Source organism: Algoriphagus persicinus (assembly GCF_035156415.1).
GTDB lineage: Bacteria > Bacteroidota > Bacteroidia > Cytophagales > Cyclobacteriaceae > Algoriphagus > Algoriphagus persicinus.
Window position 1 is genome coordinate 45,827 of record NZ_JAYEEY010000016.1, and the last position, 17,933, is coordinate 63,759.

The 17,933-nt window shown below is 41.6% G+C and carries 18 protein-coding genes; 13 read left to right on the plus strand and 5 right to left on the minus strand.

The genetic code is table 11. The annotated features are described in order from the left end of the window. Nucleotides 1–194: 194 nt before the first annotated feature. The 3 genes from U3A58_RS13555 to U3A58_RS13565 form a co-directional block, all read right to left on the minus strand. Entirely contained in the window at nucleotides 195–890 is a 696-nt protein-coding gene (locus U3A58_RS13555) for an ABC transporter ATP-binding protein (RefSeq protein ID WP_323824136.1), read from the minus strand. A gap of 550 nt (nucleotides 891–1,440) precedes the next feature. Next, nucleotides 1,441–1,794, minus strand: a complete 354-nt coding sequence (locus U3A58_RS13560) for a four helix bundle protein (protein WP_323824138.1) — start codon at nucleotides 1,792–1,794, stop codon at nucleotides 1,441–1,443. Nucleotides 1,795–1,904: 110 nt separating this feature from the next. Next, entirely contained in the window at nucleotides 1,905–3,152 is a 1,248-nt protein-coding gene (locus tag U3A58_RS13565; RefSeq protein ID WP_323824139.1) for an efflux RND transporter periplasmic adaptor subunit, read from the minus strand. Between the two features lie 328 nt (nucleotides 3,153–3,480). Here U3A58_RS13565 and U3A58_RS13570 point away from each other — a divergent pair, with 328 nt between their 5' ends. The 8 genes from U3A58_RS13570 (at nucleotide 3,481) to U3A58_RS13605 (ending at nucleotide 10,574) form a co-directional block, all read left to right on the plus strand. Continuing rightward, nucleotides 3,481–4,869: a sigma-54-dependent transcriptional regulator gene (locus U3A58_RS13570; protein WP_323824141.1), complete on the plus strand. Its 1,389-nt coding sequence runs from the start codon at nucleotides 3,481–3,483 to the stop codon at nucleotides 4,867–4,869. Next, a complete protein-coding gene (locus U3A58_RS13575) occupies nucleotides 4,859–6,211 on the plus strand; it encodes a sensor histidine kinase (RefSeq protein ID WP_323824143.1) in 1,353 nt (450 codons plus the stop codon). Before U3A58_RS13570 ends, U3A58_RS13575 begins: the two co-directional genes overlap by 11 nt. A gap of 47 nt (nucleotides 6,212–6,258) precedes the next feature. Then, a complete protein-coding gene (locus U3A58_RS13580) occupies nucleotides 6,259–6,507 on the plus strand; it encodes a hypothetical protein (protein ID WP_323824145.1) in 249 nt (82 codons plus the stop codon). Nucleotides 6,508–6,518: 11 nt separating this feature from the next. Continuing rightward, complete coding sequence (locus U3A58_RS13585; protein WP_323824147.1) at nucleotides 6,519–6,797, plus strand: helix-turn-helix domain-containing protein; 279 nt, start codon at nucleotides 6,519–6,521, stop codon at nucleotides 6,795–6,797. A 688-nt stretch (nucleotides 6,798–7,485) separates the two neighbouring features. Next, on the plus strand, nucleotides 7,486–8,070 hold the full coding sequence (locus U3A58_RS13590) for a TetR/AcrR family transcriptional regulator (RefSeq protein ID WP_323824149.1): 585 nt from the start codon (nucleotides 7,486–7,488) through the stop codon (nucleotides 8,068–8,070). After that, nucleotides 8,054–8,629, plus strand: a complete 576-nt coding sequence (locus U3A58_RS13595) for a TetR/AcrR family transcriptional regulator (protein ID WP_323824151.1) — start codon at nucleotides 8,054–8,056, stop codon at nucleotides 8,627–8,629. Before U3A58_RS13590 ends, U3A58_RS13595 begins: the two co-directional genes overlap by 17 nt. A 106-nt stretch (nucleotides 8,630–8,735) precedes the next feature. Next, nucleotides 8,736–9,158, plus strand: a complete 423-nt coding sequence (locus tag U3A58_RS13600; RefSeq protein WP_323824154.1) for an SRPBCC family protein — start codon at nucleotides 8,736–8,738, stop codon at nucleotides 9,156–9,158. A gap of 465 nt (nucleotides 9,159–9,623) precedes the next feature. After that, nucleotides 9,624–10,574 (plus strand): DUF1259 domain-containing protein, encoded by a 951-nt coding sequence (locus U3A58_RS13605; RefSeq protein ID WP_323824156.1) that lies wholly within the window; start codon nucleotides 9,624–9,626, stop codon nucleotides 10,572–10,574. A 260-nt stretch (nucleotides 10,575–10,834) separates the two neighbouring features. On the opposite strand, the gene U3A58_RS13610 is transcribed toward U3A58_RS13605, so the two are convergent. Further along, nucleotides 10,835–11,935 (minus strand): glycoside hydrolase family 130 protein, encoded by a 1,101-nt coding sequence (locus tag U3A58_RS13610; RefSeq protein ID WP_323824260.1) that lies wholly within the window; start codon nucleotides 11,933–11,935, stop codon nucleotides 10,835–10,837. Between the two features lie 177 nt (nucleotides 11,936–12,112). On the opposite strand from U3A58_RS13610, the gene U3A58_RS13615 reads away from it, so the two are divergent. From U3A58_RS13615 to U3A58_RS13635, 5 genes are all read left to right on the plus strand, one after another. Beyond that, nucleotides 12,113–12,580: a GAF domain-containing protein gene (locus tag U3A58_RS13615; protein ID WP_323824158.1), complete on the plus strand. Its 468-nt coding sequence runs from the start codon at nucleotides 12,113–12,115 to the stop codon at nucleotides 12,578–12,580. Nucleotides 12,581–13,048: 468 nt separating this feature from the next. Beyond that, the gene (locus U3A58_RS13620) at nucleotides 13,049–14,755 is read left to right on the plus strand and encodes a tetratricopeptide repeat protein (RefSeq protein WP_323824160.1); all 1,707 of its coding nucleotides are present in this window, start codon (nucleotides 13,049–13,051) and stop codon (nucleotides 14,753–14,755) included. A 268-nt stretch (nucleotides 14,756–15,023) separates the two neighbouring features. Then, the gene (locus U3A58_RS13625; RefSeq protein WP_323824162.1) at nucleotides 15,024–15,251 is read left to right on the plus strand and encodes a hypothetical protein; all 228 of its coding nucleotides are present in this window, start codon (nucleotides 15,024–15,026) and stop codon (nucleotides 15,249–15,251) included. A 70-nt stretch (nucleotides 15,252–15,321) separates the two neighbouring features. Continuing rightward, a complete protein-coding gene (locus U3A58_RS13630) occupies nucleotides 15,322–15,750 on the plus strand; it encodes a GAF domain-containing protein (protein WP_323824164.1) in 429 nt (142 codons plus the stop codon). Between the two features lie 158 nt (nucleotides 15,751–15,908). Then, a complete protein-coding gene (locus tag U3A58_RS13635) occupies nucleotides 15,909–16,253 on the plus strand; it encodes a hypothetical protein (RefSeq protein ID WP_323824166.1) in 345 nt (114 codons plus the stop codon). Between the two features lie 458 nt (nucleotides 16,254–16,711). Here U3A58_RS13635 and U3A58_RS13640 read toward each other — a convergent pair whose 3' ends face one another. Then, nucleotides 16,712–17,806: a phosphoglyceromutase gene (locus tag U3A58_RS13640; protein ID WP_323824167.1), complete on the minus strand. Its 1,095-nt coding sequence runs from the start codon at nucleotides 17,804–17,806 to the stop codon at nucleotides 16,712–16,714. Between the last annotated feature and the right edge of the window lie 127 nt (nucleotides 17,807–17,933).

Here is a 17,933-nt window from a genome sequence, read left to right on the forward strand (position 1 = left end):
TGTTAGTTAAGAGTTTCTGGTTACGTCATTGCGATCCGCCACAGGCGGAGAAGCAATCTGGTTTTAAGTACTCATTCCTGCATTTTCAGGGTTTAGCAATTCTTTTAATCGAGAATGCTTCGTACCTCGCAGTGACGGGGCTCCTCGCAGTGATGAAACTCCCTTCGGTCTCCCGTCTTCGGACTTCCGTCTTCTTACACATGAAACTGCTCTCTAATATTCTCTGTCACCACTTTGCCATCGAATAGATTGATGATACGGTGAGCATAGTTGGCATCATGCGGAGAGTGAGTTACCATCACAATCGTGGTTCCTTCGTTATTGAGTTCTTCCAACAGACGCATTACTTCTTCTCCATTGGTAGAATCCAAATTACCTGTAGGTTCATCGGCAAGGATCACCGAAGGCTTGGCTATAATCGCTCTAGCGATGGCCACACGCTGCTGCTGACCTCCTGAAAGCTGCTGAGGAAAATGGTTTCTTCTGTGCATGATGTTCATGCGTGTAAGCACTTCTTCTACTCTTACCTTACGCTCATCTGTAGGGATTTTCAGGTAAAGCAATGGCAGCTCTACATTTTCAAATACAGTAAGTTCGTCGATCAGGTTAAAGCTCTGAAACACGAAACCTATGTTGCCTTTTCTGAGTGAAGAGCGCTGTCTTTCTGAGAATTTAGCCACCTCATTTTCGAGGAAATGGTATTCTCCCGCATCAGGGTTATCCAGCAACCCAAGGATATTCAGCAGGGTGGATTTTCCACATCCTGAAGGACCCATGATGGCGACGAATTCACCTTTCTTGATTTCGATCTGGATACTATCCAATGCTGTCGTCTCTACCTCTTCGGTAGCATACATCTTTCGGAGATTGACTGTTTTGATTATGTTCATGTGATTTAGGTTTGAAGACGGGAGACCGAAGACCGAAGTGATTGGAACCTCCATCTTTATTTGATAGATTTTATGTTTTGAGACCGAAGACGGGAGACCGAAGACCGAAGTCATTTGATCATTCATCTTTATTTGATAGATTTTATGTTTTTGAGACCGAAGACGGGAGACCGAAGACCGAAGTCGTTGGATCCTCCAACCTTGTTGTATAGATTTTTAGTTTTTTAGATCGAAGACAGGAGACCGAAGACCGAAGTCATTTGATCATTCATCTCTATTTGATAGATTTTATGTTTTTGAGACCGAAGACGGGAGACCGAAGACCGAAGTGATTGGAACCTCCATCTATATTTGATAGATTTTATGTTTTGAGACCGAAGACGGGAGACCGAAGACCGAAGTCGTTGGATCCTCCAACCTTGTTGTATAGATTTTTAGTTTTTTAGATCGAAGACAGGAGACCGAAGACCGAAGAACTCCTATTCATAGGATTCGGAAACCACTAACGACGAGGCCACTTCGGTCTCCAGTCTTCCGTCTTCCAGCTTCATTATTTAATCGATTTTTTAAATCCTATTATCATATTCATCAGATTGAAGCTTTCCAAATAGAGCTTTTCAAACTGTGAATCATCGATGTAATTCCTTCTTTTTGCTTTATACAAACAAGTGACCATCTCAGCTAAAGATCTAAGGGAGTACCCAATAAATCTAGCTTGCTCGGGATTGGTTTGGCTAATTGACCCTTCGGCAATATTAAGTGCAATAGAATCAGCTGATCTACAAATTTGACTTTTCAAATTGTAAATCTCCTCTTTAGGAAACTTCTTTGATAGCACATGAATTTCCTCAGCTAAATCCATCGCTTTTTGCCAAATGATCAATTTTTCAAACTTAAAACTCATATTTCCACAATTTAACTTTTGACTACAATCGTTCCGTCTTCCGTCTTCGGTCTTCCGTCTTCGGTCTTCGGTCTTCCGTCTTCGGTCTTCGGTCTTCCGTCTCCCTTCCATCACCTCAACTCCAGCACCTCATTCTTCCCGAAATTCTCGTACCCACTGATGATTACTTTCTCGCCTTCGACAAGTCCTTCCAAGACCTCATAGAATTCAGGGTTTTTGTTTCCAAGCCTGATATTTCTCTTTTCGGCATTTCCGGAAGAGTTGATCACAAACACCCAGTTTCCTCCTGTGTCCTTAAAGAAGCCGCCTGTAGGCAAAAGCAAACTCTGCTCACTATCACTTAGCTGCAATCTGATTCTTACACTCTGTCCTCTTCTGATACCCTGTGGGCTTTCACCAGTAAATGTCATATCCACTTCAAATCGTCCATTGGTAATCGTCGGATAGATCTTTGTGATTTCCAGCTCATGATCTACTCCGCTAAGTGTGAACTTCCCCCGAAGTCCTCGACCGATTCTTGGCAAATACAATTCATCTATCGGAACCCGCACTTTAAATTCGTCCTGCACGTCGATCTGACCATAGCGCTCACCTGAGTTGATCGCCTGACCCACTTCTATCTGCTCCATGGCCAATTGACCTGCAATAGGAGCCTTGATCACCAGGTTATTCAAGATTTGACCCACTCCATTCAGCGAAGCATTCATTCTATTTTCGGACTGCCGAAGCTGCGCCAATTGATAAGCTCTAGCAATGGAATCACTCTTATAGGATTTATAGGTCAATTCCTTTCTTTTCAGATTGTACTCGTACTGCTCTGCCACTTCCTCGAATTCCCGGTCAGAAACCAGTTTCTTCTCATGAAGTTCTTTGAATCTTTTATACTGAGGCTGAAGTAAGCTGATCTGATAATCTATTTCAGCTAGCTGTCCTTGCTGGCTCAGGTCATTTTGATCCAGAAATAGACGTGTCTGACGCAGGTTATTGATTTGCTCATAGAGCATGGTTTCACGCTGCATCACGTCTAGCTGCAAATTGGAATTGGCCATCATCAAAATCGTGTCTCCTACATCGACTATAGCACCCGACTCCCGTACGATCTGAGCTACCATGCCGCCTTCCACAGCATCTAGGAAAAAAGTCTGTGCAGGTTCGATCTGTCCCGAAACCAATATATAATCTGTAAACTCACCTTTCGAAACTGTCGCGATACTCAGGCGATCCTTCTCCACGTTCATCGTAGATCTATGGTCTGCATATCCTATTTGATAAATAATCCCAGCGACTAAAACGACTCCGCCAACTATCCAGGCGATTCTCTTAGGGGTCCAGGTTTTCTTAGCTAATTTTCTATCCATTGTGTGTAAATGCCATTTTCGGGCTGCCTCCATTATGCCAAATGGTATGCCATGCAAAAAATCGCCTTTACAGGCTTGTTTGGTTGATTTTGGAAAAAATGGAATCGAGACTCGCGAACATTTTCGTCCGCAAGCGAACAAAATAATTCAAAGTCGAATATTTTTTTTCTACCTTATATCTCAGTTCTATCGTCTAAAACATGCCCAAATTGTCCGAAATCAAACGTTTTGCAGCAAATTTATATCGTCTTGTTTTTCGGTATGCTTTTGGAACAGGAGCACAACCCAAGCAGGATAGGTTTCCGTGCTTTTTTAATTCCTTTTTACTATGAGCGAGCAACGAACAGGCAAAATTCTTATCGTAGATGACAATGAAGACCTCCTAAAGGCAGCAAAAATTTTTCTGAAGCGGCATTTTTCCCAAGTGGACACCGAGACCAATCCCGATCTACTTCCTATCCTCACCCACAATGAATCCTATGATGTGATTCTATTGGATATGAACTTCACTAAAGATGTAAGTTCCGGGCAGGAAGGGTTCTATTGGCTGGACAGGATTCTGGAACTTGACCCTTCCGCGGTGGTGGTTCTGATCACGGCTTATGGAGATGTGAACCTTGCAGTAAAAGCAATAAAGGAAGGTGCTACTGATTTTGTGCTGAAGCCTTGGGAAAATGAGCGCTTGCTTGCTACGCTTAATTCTGCCTTGCAGCTGCGCAAAAAGAAGATGGAAGTGGATCTATTGAGGGATCAAAAGCAAACCATGGAGCAGGACATTGATAATAAATTCAAGGACATTATCGGCCAAAGTGAATCTATGCAGCGGGTTTTTGAGACAATAGAACGAGTGGCCGTCACTGATGCCAATGTGTTGATTTTGGGAGAAAACGGTACCGGAAAAGAATTAATAGCTCGGGCAATTCACAGACATTCCCGCAGAAATCGAGAAGCATTTGTAGGAGTTGATTTGGGTTCTATCACGCAAACACTTTTCGAATCTGAGCTTTTTGGGCATAAAAAAGGGTCATTTACCGACGCCAAAGAAGACCGTGCAGGCAGATTCGAGCAAGCGAATAAGGGAACACTTTTCCTGGATGAAATCGGAAATCTTCCCCTTGCACTTCAGTCCAAGCTATTGGCTGTACTGCAAAACCGCCAAGTGACACGTGTGGGCGCAAATCGGCCTGTGGATGTAAATATCCGCCTCATCTCTGCGACCAATATGCCTATTCATGCTATGGTCTATGAAAATGGCTTCCGTCAAGATTTATTGTATCGTATCAATACCATAGAAATTCATCTTCCTCCACTTAGGGAACGTGTGGAAGATATTCCGCTTTTGGCAGACCATTTCATTGCTTTTTATTCTAAAAAATATAATAAAGATATACGCAAAGCCTCCGAGCCACTGTTAAAACGCATGTGCAAGTACCATTGGCCGGGCAATATCCGAGAGCTTCAACACAGTATAGAGCGGGCGGTAATCATGTCCAACCATAATGTACTGCAGCCCGAAGATCTGTTTTTGCAGAAAATGACCCAGCCTGAGCGTCAGGATGAATCCGTGAGTTTGGAGCACCTAAATATCGAAGATGTGGAGCGTATTCTCATCAGAAAAGCACTGCAAAAGCACAATGGTCATATCACGCGTGCAGCTGAGGAACTCGGTCTGACACGATCCTCACTCTATCGCAGACTGGAGAAATATGGTTTATAAGCGGTTTTCTCTTGGAGTTGGCTTACGGATTTTCGGAATTATCGCCAATCTATACCTTGGACTTTGGCTGTATTACAGTCAGGATCTCTGGTTGGCGCCCGCTATTTTGGGTTTGATTGCTATATTTCAAATCGGAGAAATGATCTACTATGTCAATTCCATCAATCATAAACTTGCCCGATTTCTAGATTCCATTCGGTACGCTGATTTCTCAAGTTCCTTCACTTCAGACAGCAAAATGGGAAAGTCCTTCCGGGAAGTAAATACTTCTTTCAATGATGTGATGGATGTATTTAAGAAGACCCGTGCAGAAAAGGAAGAACAGATGCTTTTCCTTCAGGTGATCATTCAGCACATCAATACTGGCATTATTTCCTTCAATGATGCCGGAAAAATCGGTGTAATAAATAATGCTGCAAAGCATTTGCTGCAGATTCCACAGTTTCGGGACATTACTGATTTGGGTAAGCTATCTCCCAAACTGCTGGAGGATGTGATGGATATGAAACCAGGTCAGCGGATCTCGAAAAAAGTAAACCCTTCCCTTCACCTCATCATCCAGTCCACTTCGCTAAAAATGGGAGGCCACAGTTGGACCTTACTTTCGCTCCAAAACATCAATGCAGAACTTCAATCTAACGAATTGGAAGCCTGGCAGAACTTGACTAAGGTACTTCGTCATGAAATCATGAATTCGATCACCCCTATATCCAGTTTGGTGGAATCGCTTCGTACTATTCTGGATGAGGATAGCTACGTGCAACAGGAAGGATTTTTGATCAAAAAAGATGGATTTATGGATATGCAGGAAGGTCTAGACACCATAGCCAACCGTAGCAAAGGCTTGGTAAATTTCGTGAATGCCTACCGTGACTACACCAATATACCAACTCCTAAAAAAGTGATCATGCCAGTGAGACAGCTTTTTGAAAATGTGCTCACCCTGATGAAGGAGGATTTAAAATTGGCTGAGGTAAAAGTAGAAACCAAGGTTCATCCCAGTGACTTGGATATCCATTGCGATCCGGATCAGATCACCATGATCTTGATCAACCTAGTGAAAAATGCGGCTGAATCCTTACAATCTCAGGCTGACCGTACGATTTGGCTTTCAGCTATTAGTCAGGGAGATTTAGGGTTGATGATACAAGTAGAAGATTCTGGTCCGGGAATTATCCCTGAGGCATTGGAGCGCATTTTTGTTCCATTTTATTCCACCAAAAAAACGGGAAGCGGCATTGGTTTGGCCATCTCTAGACAGATTATGAACTTGCACAAAGGCAGCTTAGAAGTAAGTTCTATTCCTCATGAGCGCACAGTATTCACGATGAATTTCAGGTAAAGCAAAATCAATATCATTATTTGTTTTGAATAAGGAATCGATTGAAAATGGTTGATTATTGTAATTCATTGTTTGATTTTAATGCTGCACGAGATTACTTCAGTGGTGAGACAGATACTAGATTCAAAATGAGTGGCGATGCGAAAATTGCTGTAGAAAGTGGGATGAATCTAGATTCGACTTTCAATCCTTATTTTTCCAATGTTGAAGTGGATGACATTCTCACCAACCTCACACGATTTGAACTGATCCACTTTGGACTGAAAATAAGGTGGCCTCAGCGTCAAAACGCATAGCCAGTATGTTTATGGAATTACTGGAAAGACAATTTCCTGTGGATGATTTACATACCTCAGTGAAGCAGAGAACTGCCTCAGATTTTGCAGATCAGCTAAATGTACTTGTGAATCATTTGAACAGATCTGTCAAGGAAATCACCCAAAAGATAACTTCTGCGCTGATTGCTGAACTCTTATTACAGGAATCGAAAGTCCTGCTCCGACATAGTTCACGGAATGTGTCCGGTATTGCCTGTGCATTGGGCTATTCGGAAGTGACTTATTTCAATAACTTTTTCAAAAAGTAAACAGGAAAAAACCCTACCAGTACAGAAAGTCAATGAAAGAAAATTAAGGTTGATAGTTAGTGTCTCGTGTCTTCCCTGCATCCCGGCCTTTTGCTAAAATGATCCTAAGGGACATTTTTTTATCTACTACTTTGATACTCCTCCCTTGCGGAAGGTTGGGCCTTCGGCATGATGTGCTACCTCATCCAGCCTCATAGTCTCGGTACAGAGTTCCTGTTTCCCGCCTTGCGGGACAGGCTATCAGTAGAGACACCGCAGTCTGGCTTACTTCACTGCATACCTCATGTCAAACCAGCTTGCCACTTGCTTGGCTTCGGGTATCGACTCCCGTGCTTAAGGGACCTTATTCACGAAGTATTTGCATTCAACAGTGTTCATGAATGCTTCGCATTTCACCCGTTGGAACGACCATCTTTTTGGTCTATATTCACCATTCAAGGCACACACACTGTTAAAGTGTAATGCGAGCTAAAGTGTTAAACTTGAACGCATTGAATATTAACAAACATAAGGTTAAACCGAAAGTAAAGTGCTTTTAATCCCGCACTACGCTTATACTTGACCGTTGTGCCCAATGCTAAAAAAGACAGCCCGAAACAAAAAGAATCTATATTTAGTCAACTAAGAAATTATATGAATAAATATGTTCCTGCTACGGATGTGTTTTTTGTAAAAACAAGTAAATGCTATGCGTTATAAAGAGTTCAACAGAAGCCGGGTGCTGGAAAAATGTATTCCGCTTTTCTGGAAGAATGGTTTCAATGCTTGTGCGATCAGTGATATTGTGAAAACCACGGATGTGAACCGCTATTCCCTTTATGAGGAATTTGGCAATAAGGAAGGCATTCTTCATGCCGCACTTGAATTGTATCGTGAACGGTATGCCGAAAAGAACCTCGAAATACTGAATCATAATCGAGATGCTATCACTTTGTTGAGAACATTTTATCTGAGCTTCCTGAAACATGACAACCCCTATCAGGAAGGGTGTTTCATTATTCACATCGGAACGGAGCTTGCAGACAGGGATGAAACGGTAAACGCTATCTTAAGAAAATATCTTGAAGACATACGAACGTTGTTTACTGGCATGTTACAACGAAACGGGGAATCTGAGGAAGCAAGTAACTTTTTTGCCAAACACTTAGTCGGCTTGTTTTGTACTTCCATGAGTTTTTGTCTCATCCATCTGGATGAAGAGCGGTTGGGCCATATCAACAACGGAATTAAAATTATACTCAATAAAAATATAGCCTATGCCAAAAGTACTTGACAAAACTTACGAAGAACTAGTGCAGAAAGCACAGCAGTTATTCTGGAACAAAGGATACAAGGGGGTTACTGCCCAAGAATTGGCAGATTACCTTAACGTCAGCTCATCTACTATTTATAATAAGTACAGTAAGGAAATGTTCTTCATAGACTCCCTGGAATATTACAACAACACCTGCTCAGACCCTTTCCTGAAACAACTGAGGGAAACCACCAACGGCAAGGAATCGCTCAGAGATTTCTTTTATTCACTCATAGATGCGCTTATGACAAGGACCTTTCCACGCAGTTGCTTGATGGTAAATACGGTGGTGGAGTTGCGGAATGAAAATTCAACAGTGAATAAAATGTATGAACGCTATTTCGGCAACCTCACAAATTCCTACAAGATAGTTGTAGAAAAAGCCATCAGCGTAGGAGAAATCAAACATCCCGAACGAAAAAATGAATATGCCAAATTCCTGCTGGGGATGATATTTGAAATGAGCATCCTCTACAAACTGCACGATAAAGAAACGCTGTGTCAGTTTGTGGACGAGCAATTGTCACTGATAGAATAGCATACAACCGACCATAGCCGCGATACCTGAACGCTATTTTTTTTACTGACCCTCCTTCCTCCGTTTATTTGTGTCATTAATTTATTAATCATAAAAAATAAACGTCATGACACAAGTAAAAGTAACCAAAACTATCAATGTTCCAGCCCATCAGGTGTGGGAGAAAGTATCATCATTCAAGGGCATCGAAGAATTTTCACCCATTGCAAGTTCGGTAACCGAAGGCGAAGGAATTGGCACCAAGCGTAAATGCTACATGCCAGACGGTGCAGAAATAAGCGAGCGCTTGGAATTAGTAGATAATTCTACTATGACCATGCAATACAAAATCACGGAAGGACCTTTCCCCATCACCGGCTACCTGAGCACCATAAAGGTAAAACCTCTTGGCGACAGCGCCTGTGAGGTAACTTGGGGTTCGGAATTCGATGTGGGTAGTGAAGCCAAGGCACAGATGGAAGAATTGTTCGGTGGCTTTTACAATGTAATCATTGACGGGCTTGAATCGTTAATTAATAAACAGAATTAAAGAGGAGTAATGAAGAAAGTCCTCAAGTGTGCTTGGGGGTTTTTCTTTTTGATACTGCCTCAAAATCGGACAACAATTGACGGTCACGCAATTTTCGGAGAGCTACCGTGCAGGCAACAGTTATTCACTTATTCACCAGACAGTTGACACAGAGACAACAGCACTGGGCACAACAAAATTGCCGCAATTGGCGGGACAGTGGTAAATTGAAAGTTCGTGCATTTAATTTACTTTTGTGAGGTGGGACTGTAAGTGCACCTAAAAGGCCACCTACGACAATTTATGAACCGGTTAGGAGAAAATCCCTTCGGACTTCAATCCTAAAGGATCGGAGCTTTACAGGGAAATAGCCCTACGGGACTATCCCCTAGCAAGACCTTTGCAAAATGCAAAGCCCTTACGCAAAGGTCTGGGTCGTTGGGCTTCATATTAAAAGGAACTTAAATTTTATCAAAAAATAGAATTATGAAAAAAATATGTATTTATCTAATGGTAGGCATATCGGTAATTTCTTTTGGTTGTGAACAATCTACAAAGAAAAACGACTTACATGAATCAACCGAAAACCCATTGAATAACAATAAAGAATTAAAGCCCATTGATATTGGAACATTGAAATCGGAGCTTGGAATGGACGGAATAGAGCAAGATGGTCAATTTAAAATTACTGTTCCACAGAATGATTTGAATGTAACAGTCGATGGATTTAAAATTATTCCTCCTATGGGATTAGGCAGTTGGGTTGCATTCGCTCCAACTACAGAGCAACCTATGATTATGGGAGACATAGTTGTCACGGAAAATGACCTAAAACCTGTACAACAAGAAGTGATAAAACAGGGGCTAACAATCACGGCTATCCACAATCATTTTGTTCGCAATGAACCTGATGTTATGTATATGCACATAGGTGGCATGGGAAATGAAAAGGATTTAGCTCAAAGTGTCAAAGCCGTTTTTGATAAAGTAGCTGAAATAAGAGGTGCTAATCCATCAAGTGCACCTAACTCAACAGTCGAAAATACGCTTGACACAAAATTAATAGATAGCATTCTAGGATATAGTGGAACTATGAATAATGGAGTGTATAAAATTACTATTGGACGACCTGATGTAGATCTAAAAGAACACGGTGCACCAGTTAGTACATTTCTAGGATTTAACACTTGGGCAAGTTGGCAAGGAACTTCAGAAAAAGCTGCCGTAGCAGGGGATTTTACGATGCTCGCCAGTGAGGTAGCACCAGTTATCAAGGCTTTGATCGAAAATGATATTGAAGTAGTTGCCGTTCATAATCATATGGTCCACGAAGATCCAAGAATTTTCTTTCTACATTATTGGGGTGTTGGACCAGTAGAAGAACTGGCAAAAGGATTAAAAGAGGCTCTAGATAAAACTGGTTTGGAAAACAATTGAAAAAATACGAACGCAACAACTAGGTTTTCGTTGCTTGCGTAGCACAGCTTGCCCGCTTTGGCGGAAACAATGAAACCGCTGTTGCACGAAACAGGCGAGGTTCTTATGGGGATTGAATCGGAATTTCAGGAGGAAATGTAGAAGCGACAAGCCCAAAAAGTCAGCAATGGTTTTCCATTTCCCTTCATCTTGATGGGTTTAGCAACCGCAATATCGGTTCCGGTCATATTGACCCCTCCAAAAATAGTTTGGTACTTTAACTAGTCATCTACCGCAGATACTACACCCACCATGCTATCTGCTGTTCCATAATAAAGCAACCATTTGCCTTCGAAATAAACCAAGCCTTCCAAAAAGGTGGTTCCCTCAGGGTACTGTCCTGATTTCTCAAACGGCAGGGTAGGTTGAATAAAGGGCGTTTCTACCCGATCGATCAATTTCCAGGGCTCCGTGGCAGAGAAGAGTGCCTGTCCGCCTGTATAGACCCGGTTCCCAAGGTTTTTCACTCCTACCTGTTGTGAGTTGCCTGCATTGTACAGCACTACAATTCCATCTTTGGTCAGCACTGGTGGAGGACCTGCCTCTACCAACCAAGAATCAAAATATCCTGGCCGTGGACTAAGCACCGGAACCCGATTACCTTCGTGATTTTCTACTGGCTGCCAATGGATCAAATCTTCCGAGGTAGCCAGCCAGATGTGTGGCACCCCGTAGTACATCCAATATTTCCCATCTATTTTAGTGGCTGTTAACTTTCCATCCTCCAGTTCAGTAACGATTGCACCGGATTTGGATTCCGAATTGTGGTATTTCCCATCCTTCCAATCTTTGAAAATCGGCCCATGTTTTTCCCAGTTTCGCAGATCTTTTGAAGTGGCCACGGCCAGTCTTGGCACATCCCGATTCCACTGCGTATAGGTCAAGACATACAGTCCCTCAGTGGTCTCTACGATCCGGGGATCCTCAGTCCCACCCATCCATTCAAATTCCTTTTGATTGTCCTCTTTCGGATAAAATATCGGTTCAGGCTCCCGATCAAAAGCAAAGCCGTCTGCTGATGTAGCCAAACCTATTCTTGAGGTATGTCCACCGATTTCTTTTTCTCCCAGCTTTTCTTCCGCCCGATAGAGTACAAACACTTCACCGTTTCTAGCTATGGCAGCAGGATTAAAGGTAGCCATGGACTCCCAAGCTACAGTTTTACCAGTCATAGGATCTTCAAAACTGCTTGTACTCTGCGGAGCTATAATGGGCATGGCTCCCTCTGGTCTAAGAAAAGGCCCCAGCATCCAAGGTTTTTCCTGGGCTTGGAGAGACAAAAAAGAAAATAAAAGCAGGATGAATGAAATCGACTTCTTCATTTGAGTTGGGTTTATTTCTCTCAAGGTAAACCCAAGAATGCTGGAAAAAAAGTCAGCCATAGCCCACCTTTTAAATCGTAGGCTATCGACAGTTTTCTACTTCTTGGAATGGGTCGAAGAAGCACAAAAAACTATCTTTAGAAACCGAAACCGATATATAAAAACATTTTAACTCCCATGAACAATACAGACTTAATCCTCAATTCCATCAGAAAAACATCAGGAGAGCCAAACTGGCAAGAATTGCTGGAAACCATTATTTCATCCTTTGATTGCACCACAGGGACTATCCACACACTTGACCCTACGACCAATCTATTGGTACTCAAATCCCAAAAAGGAATACCTGATTTTCTATTGCCTAAAATGTCTTCCATTCCTATTGGAAAGGGAATGGCAGGAATCGCAGCCGAACGGAAGGCTCCTGTAGAAATGTGCAACTTGCAGACCGATAATTCCGGAGTAGCCCGTCCGGCCGCAAAAGAAACCAAAGTGGAAGGATCTATCGCCGTTCCTATGATGCTGGAAGGGGAATTGTATGGAACTTTAGGCATTGCCAAGTCGGAGTCGTATGATTTCACCAAGTCAGAAAGTGACGCATTGTTAGCCATAGGCGAGGAAATCGCCAGAAGCATTAAAAAATAGACCTTATTATTATAGAATTTGTGATTCTATCCTCAGCTGAATATGGTCTTAGCATCAGCCTAGGAGGCTGAGTCATAAATCAATTAAAGCCCCCACTGAGCGTAAACCATACGTTTGACTAGGTGTGGTTTTAGCTGCACCTTTTTATTTTCTAGTATTTCTATTCAAAAAATACTAGAAAGATCGCCATCGTCTTCTAAAACCATTACAATGGTTATTTGGCCTCGATCGCAAATGAAATATTGTTCTGACAACTTTGATCAATCTGATATTTAGGCTTTTTGGGGAAAGAAAATGAAGTATATTATCAATAACTTTTTGGAGAAGATAGAGGAAAGTATTTATGCCTTATAAAAAGGCAAAAAGGTGGATTTTTCGATCCATAACAGGAAAGTAGATATACAAAAGGTATATAAATAAACAAGTTAGATCTCATTTTGCCGTAACGACAACATTCAACTTCACAATATGAAAATCTCATCAGCAATAATCTCCATATTTTTAATTGCCTTTTCAATAAGCGGGTGCCAGAATAAGAAACCCAAAGTTACGGTCAACTTAGAAGATCTAGACCTTTTAAGGGGAGAAATAACACGCTGCGGTGGTGGAGATTTTGGAGAAGTCAGTTTCGCCCTCTCCTGTAATGTAGATATAAGGCAGACTTTTGATTTAGCTATTTCCCTCTTGCACTCCTTTGAATATGAGGAAGCGGAAAAAGCATTCGTAAAAGTAATAGATGCTGATCCGGAATGTGCTATGGCCTATTGGGGGGTAGCAATGAGCAATTTTCACGCTCTTTGGCTACAATCAGGAACTGACTACCTGGAGAAGGGAGCAAAAGTGCTGAAAATTGCCAGCTCAACTGCTAAAGAGGAAAGGGAAAAAGCTTATATCAATGCACTCGCAGGTTTTTATAAGAATTGGGAAACGTTGAGCCATAAGGAGCGTCTTCAGAAATACGAGCAGGAAATGTATAAAGTATATCAAGAATATAGCGAAGATAAAGAAGCTGCAATTTTTTATGCGCTTGCATTACTTGCCACGGCTGACCCGGCAGATAGGTCTTACCGGGTTCAGCGCAAATCAGGAGCGATTTTGGAATCAATCTATCCAAATCAGCCTAATCATCCCGGTATTGCACACTACATCATTCATAATTATGACTATGTTGAACTGGCAGAGCTGGCACTACCAACAGCACGAATGTATGCCCAAATTGCTCCAGCTTCGGCTCATGCGCAACATATGCCCTCTCATATTTTTACACGACTAGGATTATGGGATGAGTCAATAAGTTCAAATATAGAATCTACAAAGTCAGCCCTATGTTATTCGGAAAGTATCGCTCCTGATGCTCATTGGGATGAGGAACTTCATGGAATGGACTACCTGGTCTATGCCTATTTGCAAATAGGTGATAATCAACAGGCCATTGCACAGTATGAATACTTAAAAACCATTAGAAAAGTATTTCCAGTCAATTTCAAAGTTGCCTATACAGCAGCGGCAATACCGGCACGAATAGCTCTGGAAAACAAGAACTGGGAAGCAGCTGCCAATTTAGAAAAGCCAATTCTAACCTTGGATTGGAATATGATGCCCTGGCAAGAGTCAATAGTGTATTTCGCAAGAGCCATGGGAGCGGTGCGGCAAGGAGACGTCCCAACCGCTCAGAAGGAATTAGCTAACCTATTAGCTAACCGTGAGCAATTGATACAGGCTGATGACGCATATAAGGCAAATCAGGTTCATATACAGATTAAAATAATAGAAGCTTGGATAGCACTTGCTAATGAAAACCAATCTACAGCCATCGCACTAATGAGAGAAGCCGCTGAAATGGAATACAGCACAAATAAGCATCCTGTCACTCCTGGAGAGGTATTACCAGCGGGGGAATTACTTGGTGACCTTCTAATGGCGACTAATCAACCAGCTGAGGCATTGAAAGCCTATGAATACGACCTGAAACAACATCCAAATAGATTAAATGGCATTTATGGAGCAGCATCTGCTGCAGATAAAACCGGTATTAAGAAACTGGCTACAAAATACTTCAGACAATTGGTTGAATTAACAAAAAATGCTAATGTGGATAGGCCGGAAGTTGTTGAAGCTAAAGAATACCTCAGAACACTAAACGAGACTAGTCGAGTAGCCGGCCGTGAGTCATAAGCCCACAGTCAGTCCCACTCATTAAATCATTGAATTTCAGGTTTGAATTTCGAGTAATAGACCACACGTTTGACTAGATGTGGTTTTAGCTGCACCTTTTTATTTTCTGGAATTTGTGATTGAAAAATCAAAATAGAATTACTGAAATCATGAAACTGAGAATGAAATAGGGTTATAGGATTCACCGTGTTAGATTAACTTGTGACCATTAAACCCGCATTTTGCAGCAGCAATTAAAACCAATGCGAACATCATCGTTACCAAGAACTTGAAGGAGTTTTCTAAAGAATATTTGGAAAGATTTGGGCTAACAGCAAAGACTGCAGATGACTTTATAACAGATACCATTGACCTAAATACTGACCTTGCATTAGAAGCTTTTAGAGCATTGGTATTAAACAGAACCAACCCCAATTTAGATGAATATGAGATTTTGGATCGATTTCGCAAAAATGGATTGGTTGATTCAGCTAATTATCTGCATGCCCTCCTTTGAAAAACTACTGAACATAGAGTAGCTAAAACTGAAATCAATCAATAAAAACATATTAACCCCAATAGCGCCCATGAACAATACAGACTTAATCATCAATTCCATCAGAAAAACATCAGGAGAACCAAACTGGCAAGAATTGCTGGAAACTATTATTTTATCCTTTGATAGCACCACAGGGACAATACACACACTTGACCATACCACCAATCTATTGGTACTCAAATCCCAAAAAGGAATTCCCGACTTTCTATTGCCTAAAATGTCTTCCATTCCTATCGGAAAGGGAATGGCAGGAATCGCAGCCGAACGGAAGGCTCCTGTAGAAATGTGCAACTTGCAGACCGATGATTCCGGGGTAGCACGTCCTGCAGCAAAAGAAACCAAAGTGGAAGGATCTATCGCCGTTCCTATGATGCTGGAAGGAAATTGTATGGAACCTTGGGTATCGCCAAGTCCGAGCCGTATGATTTCACCAAGTCAGAAAGTGATGCATTGTTAACTATAGGCGAGGAAATAGCTAAATCTATTAAAAATACATGAATTCAACCCTAACTAAGGCCAGACAGGCATGATTCAATAGTCATAGTCATCTAGTGAATGATTGTATCATTCGAGATTCACGGTACGTTATGGCTATTAAAAATTAAATCATAAAGGATGAAAACAAGAATTATTCTTTTGCTTTTACTTTTCTGGGCTACGTCGTGCGAAAAAGAGGATACGATAGACAAGGGATTCAAAATTGTTGTGGAAAACAATTCTGATATTTCCTGCGGGCTTCCTGTAATCAGGTTTATTGATAAAGAAGCTGAAGTAAAAGCGCTTACCAACTTGGAGACGTTAACCTATAATGCATACCACCTTGACAACTCCTTGAATGCTGTTGGAAATACATTAATTGTTGAATTCACCCAAGTAATGGATGAGGATTTACGCGCTTGCCTAGCCATTGGAATTAGTTACCCAGGAATATCTATCGTTAATGCCAAACTTGCAGATTGAGTAGTTTCTGCGGAGGAGTGCAATGAGCAAAATATCAATGCTTAGCTGGCATACATTTTCTCTCCATCTTTTGTATCTGACAAATAGTTTCAAAAGTTAGAAATGAATCACATCTGAAGTGCTAATCATGAAATAAACTATGTTTTCTATGCTTTCTATGTGGTTCAAAAACTACCTACATCCGTTTTGGCGAACCAGCATTTCTCCCATTTACGCCTATTCGGCCAAAACCCTAAAATTCTAACACTTTTCATCTACCTCCAGCTAAAGCAGGAGGCTAATCGAAAAAATCCTATTGCATCACGTTCTATAAAAAGAACCCAATTGAATAGGAATCTGGTTTTAGCCCCTTCATTTGAAATTTGATTGTAGTAGAGAACGGCTTTAGCCAAATTATTTTCACTCTTGCCATTGCATCTTCCGAAAGACCTTGCAGGTCTTTGTGCTTAATAAATCACCTACTTCACCATCTCTTTAATCACCTTCCCAGCCTTGGCATCAGGATAATCCATGCCTAGCAATTGGAAAATCGTACGGGCGATCATAGCAGATTGCCACTGACCTTGAGATTTCATTTCCCCACTTGCCGGTGTATCAGGACCGATAGCAGCCATCCAGATTTGTCCTGCTTCAGGAATCGATGAGCCGTGACCTCTCCAAGAAGTTTTGCTGGTACCACGTCCGTGATCTGTGGTAATTATCATCGTAGTCTTGTCCTTGTACTGTGGGTCTGATTGTACAAAATCCCATATTTCTTTGATATAAGCATCTGTTTGCTTGGCCGACCAAATGTACTGATCGTAGTGATTTTCATGCGCCCAGTCATCGGTCTCTCCATAGGAGATATACAAGACCTTTGGCTTTTGATTCTTCAAAGCTGCCATGGCATAATTCTGCGTAAAAACATCCAATCTAACCTCTGCCCAAGGACCACGGATTTCGGATTGCATTTTATTCGTCAGGATTTCTTCCGGAGAAAGATCAGCTCCCTCAGCAACATCAAAACCAGCATTTACCGGCACGCCACTCCGCTCCTCATTCACTATATATGTAAACACGTCCCAAGACCCGAAAGCCATCACTTTCCCTTTGAACTTAGGTTTCTGGTTTAAATACTCCAGAAAAGTCACATTGGGATTGTTAATTTTATCATTGCTGGTAATCCGCTTATCATCAGCGAAGCCACTCAGCACCTCATTGTATCCTGGATACGAGAACCACATGGTATTGCTGTTGTTCACCATATTCCCGTAGGCACGATTTCCATAGATTTGACCATGATTCGCTATGGTATTCCATAGAAAAGGAAATAGCATTTCTCTTCTTTTCAAAGGGTTTACATCCCAAAAATCAGGCAATAAAGAACCTGAGGTTTCTATCATCCCGGTATCATCTACGAGCAAGGAATCAGCCCCAGTGAAAACTTCCTGCCATCTCATTCCATCCAGCGTGATTAGGATGATGTTCTCCGTTTTGTAATCCTGAGCTTTTACTGCAGCTGTTTGGAAGATAAGCAGGACAAACGCCGCGTAAACAATTGTCTTTTGAAACATGATTTTAGGAAAAACTTGAACAATATGACGGTTGAAATTCAAGTTACCAAAACTAAAGCTAATCTCGTGAATAGCGATTACCATAGCTTTATCAAAAAATGAATTATTTCCTAAGTAGCATAAACTA

What these genes read in the sequence shown, in the direction of transcription:
- U3A58_RS13555 (WP_323824136.1), bottom strand. Translation starts at nt 890, where the DNA reads ATGAACATAATCAAAACAGTCAATCTCCGAAAGATGTATGCTACCGAA.
- U3A58_RS13560 (WP_323824138.1), bottom strand. Translation starts at nt 1,794, where the DNA reads ATGAGTTTTAAGTTTGAAAAATTGATCATTTGGCAAAAAGCGATGGAT.
- U3A58_RS13565 (WP_323824139.1), bottom strand. Translation starts at nt 3,152, where the DNA reads ATGGATAGAAAATTAGCTAAGAAAACCTGGACCCCTAAGAGAATCGCC.
- U3A58_RS13570 (WP_323824141.1), top strand. Translation starts at nt 3,481, where the DNA reads ATGAGCGAGCAACGAACAGGCAAAATTCTTATCGTAGATGACAATGAA.
- U3A58_RS13575 (WP_323824143.1), top strand. Translation starts at nt 4,859, where the DNA reads ATGGTTTATAAGCGGTTTTCTCTTGGAGTTGGCTTACGGATTTTCGGA.
- U3A58_RS13580 (WP_323824145.1), top strand. Translation starts at nt 6,259, where the DNA reads ATGGTTGATTATTGTAATTCATTGTTTGATTTTAATGCTGCACGAGAT.
- U3A58_RS13585 (WP_323824147.1), top strand. Translation starts at nt 6,519, where the DNA reads ATGGAATTACTGGAAAGACAATTTCCTGTGGATGATTTACATACCTCA.
- U3A58_RS13590 (WP_323824149.1), top strand. Translation starts at nt 7,486, where the DNA reads ATGCGTTATAAAGAGTTCAACAGAAGCCGGGTGCTGGAAAAATGTATT.
- U3A58_RS13595 (WP_323824151.1), top strand. Translation starts at nt 8,054, where the DNA reads ATGCCAAAAGTACTTGACAAAACTTACGAAGAACTAGTGCAGAAAGCA.
- U3A58_RS13600 (WP_323824154.1), top strand. Translation starts at nt 8,736, where the DNA reads ATGACACAAGTAAAAGTAACCAAAACTATCAATGTTCCAGCCCATCAG.
- U3A58_RS13605 (WP_323824156.1), top strand. Translation starts at nt 9,624, where the DNA reads ATGAAAAAAATATGTATTTATCTAATGGTAGGCATATCGGTAATTTCT.
- U3A58_RS13610 (WP_323824260.1), bottom strand. Translation starts at nt 11,935, where the DNA reads ATGAAGAAGTCGATTTCATTCATCCTGCTTTTATTTTCTTTTTTGTCT.
- U3A58_RS13615 (WP_323824158.1), top strand. Translation starts at nt 12,113, where the DNA reads ATGAACAATACAGACTTAATCCTCAATTCCATCAGAAAAACATCAGGA.
- U3A58_RS13620 (WP_323824160.1), top strand. Translation starts at nt 13,049, where the DNA reads ATGAAAATCTCATCAGCAATAATCTCCATATTTTTAATTGCCTTTTCA.
- U3A58_RS13630 (WP_323824164.1), top strand. Translation starts at nt 15,322, where the DNA reads ATGAACAATACAGACTTAATCATCAATTCCATCAGAAAAACATCAGGA.
- U3A58_RS13635 (WP_323824166.1), top strand. Translation starts at nt 15,909, where the DNA reads ATGAAAACAAGAATTATTCTTTTGCTTTTACTTTTCTGGGCTACGTCG.
- U3A58_RS13640 (WP_323824167.1), bottom strand. Translation starts at nt 17,806, where the DNA reads ATGTTTCAAAAGACAATTGTTTACGCGGCGTTTGTCCTGCTTATCTTC.